This window comes from Methanophagales archaeon (assembly GCA_021159465.1).
In the GTDB taxonomy this organism is placed as follows: Archaea; Halobacteriota; Syntropharchaeia; order Alkanophagales; family Methanospirareceae; genus G60ANME1.
Genome location: JAGGRR010000237.1, coordinates 1 through 6,498 on the forward strand (window position 1 = coordinate 1; position 6,498 = coordinate 6,498).

The window sequence follows — 6,498 nt, forward strand, 5'->3', positions numbered from 1 at the left end:
TCATCTCCTTCTTACCCTCCTAACAGCCGCTCAACAAAGCTATTGGCATCAAACTTCTCCAAATTTTCGTAGCCCTGACCAGTACCGAGGAATATTATAGGTTTAGAGGTGGAATGAGCAATGGAGATAGCAGCTCCTCCTTTCTCGTCTATATCCACCTTTGTCAGTATGGTGGCATCAATTCCGATGAGTTCATCGAATCTCTTCGCACGTTCAACTGCGTCATTGCCCGCAACCGCCTCATCCACAAAGACCACCATGTCCGGATTCGTTACACGGCATATCTTCTTCAATTGCTCCATTAGATTCACCGATGTATGCATCCTTCCCGCGGTGTCAGCGAGAACCACATCTATTCTATTTGCCTTTGCATATTTCACCGCATCATAGACGACCGCCGCAGGGTCTGCACCATACTGATGCTTTATCACCTTCACCCCTAACCTGGTTGCATGTTCCTCTATCTGCTCGGTTGCACCAGCCCGATAAGTATCCGCGGATGCAATAACTACCGAATGCCCGGCAGAGAGTAATCTCTTCGCAACCTTCGCTATGGTTGTCGTCTTACCTGTGCCGTTTATACCAACAAAGGTGATATTAAGAGGTTTGTCCCCTGACTCAACAAATTCATCAAAATCAAGATTATCACAGGATAGAATCTTTAATAATGCATCTTTCAATGCATTTTTCACTATTTCTGTGGTATCCATGCCCCTCTTTACCTTCTTCCCCAATAAATTCGCCTTCACGGTAGAACTCAGTTCTTCCACCACTGCTAATGCGGTATCGCTCTCCAGGAGAGCTATCTCCAGCTCTTCCAGGGACTTACTCAGGTCTTTCTCGTCCAATATCGTCTCACCGCTCAGCGTCGCCTTCCCTTTCTCTATTATTTTCTCCTCAACGACTTTGGAGAAGCGCCTGAGCTTGTTCTTCAACCGCTCAAACATTTCGTTAAACTAATTATAGTAGCGGTGAAATAAAAATCTAAGATAGATGAAATGGTGCCAGTGTCACAAGAAAAAATAAAAAGGGGCTATATCTTTTTATCTTTTTACCCCCTTATTCTCAATTTCTATCTATTTATTCCACAGCCTCTATAATGTCCTCTCTCTTCACTGTCTTTCGCCCCGCATGCTTGGCGAGACTTACTGCTTTCTTAGCTATCTTCTCCGCTTCTTCTTCTAATATCTCTACCAGCGCTACACTCGCCTCTTCACTTACTCTCTCTGCTCCTGCTTTCCTCACTAATCTGGTTATAGGTGCAATAGGCAGTTCAGCCATTTTCATCACCATGATTACGTAATGGAAGGGTATATATAAGCTTTTCGGTTAGCCAACCTCTGCAATGTTATCAAAACCAATGTCCCAATGTCTTTTGTCCCGCATCTTCAAAAGATGAGGTATCATAACCAAAAACTTGCAACAACCTGTGTGCAACAGGTATTATCTGATGCTGAGTATAATAAGCGATATCGACCTGATATCTCCTACCATCCGCGCATATCTCAGTTCCATGGCTCTCCTCTATTATATCCACCGGGAATGCGCGATCGCTCGTCTTTCCTCCCCCTTTTATTATTATGTATGGTATCTTCGAGCCGATATCGTAGTCGATAGAGGAAGCAGAAGCCAGAGCTCGCTCTGCCGCGATTACATGCGCCTGTTTCGTCTCATAACCATTTATCTTCCTTGTGAGAGTCTTATAGATTACAAGTTTATGGAGCGGTATTTTACCCTCTTTTAACTCCTTTAGCACAGCTTTAACATATTTCACGGCGGCTTCAGGGTCTTTTTCCCTCAATATCTGTTCTATCACTCTGGTCTGGACTTCCTTAGCCAGGTCACACCAGTCGCCCCGGCGCACTTCCAATCCGCGAACTACGATCTCGTCCCGATCCGTAAGTGCGGCATATCTCTTCTTCTTACCAGTGAAGAAAATGGCTTTGAAGAAGTTCTGAATCTCGAGCTCAAGCGGGAATTCCCGGGATATGAGTTCTGAGACTTCCTTCGCCTTCGCCAGCAAAGTATCCCTGTCACTACCTGGTAATTTCACAAATATACTATCAGTATCTCCATAAATGACCTTCAAGCCGAGCTCTTCTGCAAGATTCACAGTGCGCTTGATGAAATACCGTCCCCACGCAGCGGTCGCCTCTGCACATTCGCGTTTATAAAATTTGGCAGCACTCCAGCCGGTATATCCATAGAAGCTATTAGTAAGGATCTTGATACTCTGCTGCTGTATATCAAGCAACCGGTATTCCGGAGATTCCTTGTTATATCGCTTCATTTCAGCTTTTAGCCGCCTTCGTCGGGCAATCAGATCGCTCATAATGCGCTTGAAGAAACCATCAGGCTCTTTTCTGAATGCATGACCAACCTCGGGTGCGATAAAGACGTCCTTGACCGCTCCCGATTCCACAAAGGTATCGGGCGAGATATTGAAGGAGATCATGATGGAAGGGTACATAGCAGAGAAATCGAGAGCAATGACATTCTCATGCAAGCCCTTCTCTGGAGGGAGAACGAACCCCCCCTCGTAAGTCTTCTCACTGCCACGCTTCGGAGGTACAAGTTCCCCCCTCTTGAACGCTTCAGCAGTGAGAAAAGCCTCCACCTGGCGCCCTCTACCCATCTTCGCCAGCTCGTCCAGGGGATAGCCAACCATTCTGGCAAGTTCAATCTGGAGCGGTAGCATCTTCTTTGCTATACCCAGTGTGCTCACCGCATCTGCCTTCGCATACTCGTATAACAGGTGGCGTTCCGAGGGAGTGAACCAGCAGTGGGTGATCTCACGCGGTGATAAATTCACGCGCTTCTCTTTACGCATAACGCCGAGATATTCGGCTACATTCTCCAGTGTCTTCACCTTCACAATGCCGAGGTCGCGTTTTACAAGTTTAAAGAGATCAACGTTCAATCTACCGGTGATGTTCACGCCGGGTAGCGCGCCCCCTCTCTCAAAATGTAAAGTAGAGTTGTCTACGCCCAGGCGGAGGGGGATTCTATGCAGCCGCGCTCTCTCCCTTATGTACTGCCAGTCAAAGCTGTCTGAGTTGTAGCCAACAACTATATCTGGCTGGAACTCGGTTATGAACTGTAGAAAATCGGATATTACCCGTTTATCATCCCCTCTACTGTATTCCTCATCACTCATCACGAAGAGTCTGGATTTGAACGCATTGGAGCCGGAGCTGAGGTCAGGACCAGGGTCAGAGTCAGGGCTCGTGTATGCCGTGGATATAATAATGATGGGATCCTTCTTGGGCGAAGGCATACCACCCGCAGAAGCAGCCATCTCACAATCGAAAGCAAGGAGCTTAAACGCAGACAATCCACACCCGCCTCCTATGCTCTTCACTTCTGTGGCGATTATACCTTCAGAATACCCCAGGTCTATCCTTTCTCCTTCCACACTCAGCATATCGAAAGGTCTCAATTGGTGGTCTATAAGATATCGAATTGTAAACAGAATATCCGCTTCCAGCACCATAAGACCAAGCTTCCGCACCTCCTCACGCAATATCGGAACATGTCTGGGATGCGAAGTGAAGACTTTCAGAACGGTATGACTCACACCGAGCAGCTTCCGCTGACACAATTCCACACGCTTGACCCCTATCGGCTCCTCACCTGCATTCGTGAATACGCGAATAGACTCTATAAGCTCCTTCTTGTCTTCTATATCATCCCTATACAAAGTCAAAGTTGAATCATGAGCGAGCGCATAGAAATAAGGCTCGAAACTACTATCCAGAGCAACGAAATTATCGCCTTTTTCTCCTTTACCCTTACACCATAATCTTATCACGGGTTTCCCATCTTGCGTTAAGTAATCTATATCAAACAAAAAACCCACTCTCTTCTCCATTTGCTTTCAAATAATCTTTTGATATAATATTTTAAAATTTGAATTAGCGTTAGATTATTTCAAAAGGACTCAGGGGGATGAAGACCATTATTATAGGTGGTGGTAGAACGGGGAAAGAGCTTGCTGCTAGGTTACCGGACTCGGTGATAATAGAGAAGAATCCGGAGAAGAGAGAGAAACTGGAGGGATTGGAGGGTGTGGAGGTGGTTATAGGGGACGGTTGTGATGAAGAGTTATTAAAGCGTGTGGGTTTGAAGGATGCCAGTACTTTTATCTCCGTCACGGGCGATGATGATGTGAACTACCGTGCAGCAGCAATTGCGAAGCGATATGGGGTTCCGCGTATAATAGTCCGCGTAGAGGACCCGGAGGACAGAGCGCGTTTTCAGGATCTGGGTGTTGATTATGTCATGTTCCCAACGAAGATGATGGCAAATCTCATTGTGGATCTGATGCACCCACGGAAAGATGATATAGATGTGCCATTCAAGAAGATCCTCGTCCCGATTCTGGATGATAACACAGTGAAGAGGGCTTTCAAAGAAGCTTTGCTCGTTGCCTCAGTTGCAAGGGCGGAGATAACCGTTATCTCTTCTCCTGATATAGAACGAGAGACAATGGAGTTGCCAGCGAGGGAGATGGGTGTCAGTCTAAGGATTTTGAAGGAGGATGAGCGGCTGAAGGATATAATAAAGCGACATCTCCACTATCGTGGTTGCATAATAATAGAGCGAGTGAAGGAGCATTTGTATTATCCCGATTGTATAATAATAGACCAGGAAGAACTTGGATTTATGGACAGATTATTCGGGCGGAGTATAGTGCTGAAACTGATAAAATGTGCTTCCCGACCAGTGCTGGTAGCGAGGACATTCAGATACTATGAGCAAATACTCGCTATTTTAGATTCTTCTGCGGTATCAGAGTCGGTTGGCAGGTACTCTCTTCTATTAGCCCATCTCTGTGATGCCAGCCTGCATCTACTCGTCCTTGAGAATATACCAGAGGTGGTGGAGTGGATAAAGAGGAGGGGAGAGAAAGTTAATGTAGAAATAATAGAAAATTGGGTGGAGGGGAATCCAATGATAGAGGTGGTGAGGGAGGTGAAGAGTGGTAAATACCAGCTCGCGGTTATACCATGGAAGGGTACCGGTGTTATCAGGGCTGACCTGATAAAGAGGATAATAAACTGTGCACCCTGCTCGGTATTAACCGTTGTATGAGACGATGATTATAAGTCCATATATTCTCCTGCTGGCGATAGCTGGCTTTGCATTCGTAATACCCATTCTATCGGGTAAAATAGGTGTCCCAGCGGTGGTTGGGGAGATAATCTGCGGTATTCTCCTGGGTTCTCTTGGCTTATCAGTTGAAGGTGAGGGGCTGATAATAATGGAGTTTTTAGCGAGCTTTGGGCTTATATTCCTGATGTTTCTCGTGGGTATGGAGATAGATTTCTCGATTGCTGAGACGCAGGGTCCGAAGTCTTTCATCATTGGATTCTTTGTATTCCTCACTACAATTGCCATTTCGGCATACCTGATGTCAAGACTGGGCTATTTTGGCACCCAGTACCATTATAGGATATTTGCCGCACTGCTACTCTCGAGTTCCGCAGTTGGCTTGACGGTACCGACAATAAAGGAGCTGGGGATGCTAAAGACCGATTACGGTCAGACGATATTGATATCGGCATTCATTGCGGATTTCGCAACGGTATTGCTCATCACGGCATACACATTGTATCTAAAGAAAGGGTTAACAATGGAGATGTTCTTGATTGCTCTTGTGTTCATCATCTTCTTCGCGGTGTATCAACTTGGTAAACTCGCGATATGGCATTATCCAGAGCGGCTATCAGCGTGGTTCAAGTCAGATCAGCCATCAGAGATAGGAGTGAGGGCTTCCTTTGCTCTGTTACTTGTTTTCGTTGCATTATCGGAGATAGCGAATGTGGAAGCGGTACTGGGAGCTTTTTTAGCTGGCGTTATGCTCTCCCTCCTCTTTCGCGGAGGTACGATACTGGAGCAGAAACTCTATGGCATCGGTTATGGATTCCTCATTCCGATATTCTTTATAAATGTGGGTATGCAGTTTGATATAGGGGCATTGACGAAGGGCGGGATTTATCTCCTCCCAATGCTCCTTATTGTTGCATTAACGGTGAAGATAGTGCCATCTTTCCTGCTCATTATATGGTATTCATTGCGGGAGAGCATAGCAGCGGGCATTTTGCTATCCTCACGGCTGAGTTTGATAATAGCGATGGCTGCTATTGGGTTGCAACTGCACCTGATAGACAAGGCGATGGAATCGGCAATCATATTACTCGCGCTGATAACGAGTATAATATGCCCTACAGTTTTCAGACGGATGCACTGGCATTAGTTAACACGGTTGGGTTTACTATGGAGCTTGAAATAGGAGTGCCTGTAATGAAAAGCAGATGGGTGAAAAAATCTCAAAGTCTCGTGTAAAGAAAATTTCAGGTGGCTCTATTCCTTTTCCTTCTACTGCTAAATCAATATCGTTAGGATCACTATCTATTATCTATTAGCCCCCTCCGTAGTATGATTCATAATCCTGAATTCTAAATTGATTTCTTGCATATTTACACTCTTTCTTTT

At 45.7% G+C, this 6,498-nt stretch carries 5 protein-coding genes; 2 read left to right on the plus strand and 3 right to left on the minus strand.

The features are described from left to right. Positions 1-11: 11 nt before the first annotated feature. From ftsY to J7J01_09925, 3 genes are all read right to left on the minus strand, one after another. Positions 12-947 carry a signal recognition particle-docking protein FtsY gene (ftsY, locus tag J7J01_09915; protein ID MCD6211174.1) on the minus strand — a complete coding sequence of 312 codons (936 nt, stop codon included), beginning with the start codon at positions 945-947 and terminating at the stop codon, positions 12-14. A gap of 133 nt (positions 948-1,080) precedes the next feature. Next, complete coding sequence (locus J7J01_09920) at positions 1,081-1,281, minus strand: histone family protein (protein ID MCD6211175.1); 201 nt, start codon at positions 1,279-1,281, stop codon at positions 1,081-1,083. Between the two features lie 70 nt (positions 1,282-1,351). Next, the gene (locus J7J01_09925; GenBank protein MCD6211176.1) at positions 1,352-3,871 is read right to left on the minus strand and encodes a hypothetical protein; all 2,520 of its coding nucleotides are present in this window, start codon (positions 3,869-3,871) and stop codon (positions 1,352-1,354) included. A gap of 77 nt (positions 3,872-3,948) precedes the next feature. Between J7J01_09925 and J7J01_09930 the strand changes: the two genes are divergently transcribed. Then, the gene (locus J7J01_09930; GenBank protein ID MCD6211177.1) at positions 3,949-5,094 is read left to right on the plus strand and encodes an NAD-binding protein; all 1,146 of its coding nucleotides are present in this window, start codon (positions 3,949-3,951) and stop codon (positions 5,092-5,094) included. A 4-nt stretch (positions 5,095-5,098) separates the two neighbouring features. Next, a complete protein-coding gene (locus J7J01_09935) occupies positions 5,099-6,259 on the plus strand; it encodes a cation:proton antiporter (GenBank protein MCD6211178.1) in 1,161 nt (386 codons plus the stop codon). The last annotated feature ends 239 nt before the right edge of the window (positions 6,260-6,498 follow it).

Excerpts from the sequence above, each read along its gene's own strand:
- J7J01_09920 (MCD6211175.1), bottom strand. The coding sequence starts at position 1,281 with ATGGCTGAACTGCCTATTGCACCTATAACCAGATTAGTGAGGAAAGCA.
- ftsY (MCD6211174.1), bottom strand. The coding sequence starts at position 947 with ATGTTTGAGCGGTTGAAGAACAAGCTCAGGCGCTTCTCCAAAGTCGTT.
- J7J01_09930 (MCD6211177.1), top strand. The coding sequence starts at position 3,949 with ATGAAGACCATTATTATAGGTGGTGGTAGAACGGGGAAAGAGCTTGCT.
- J7J01_09925 (MCD6211176.1), bottom strand. The coding sequence starts at position 3,871 with ATGGAGAAGAGAGTGGGTTTTTTGTTTGATATAGATTACTTAACGCAA.
- J7J01_09935 (MCD6211178.1), top strand. The coding sequence starts at position 5,099 with ATGATTATAAGTCCATATATTCTCCTGCTGGCGATAGCTGGCTTTGCA.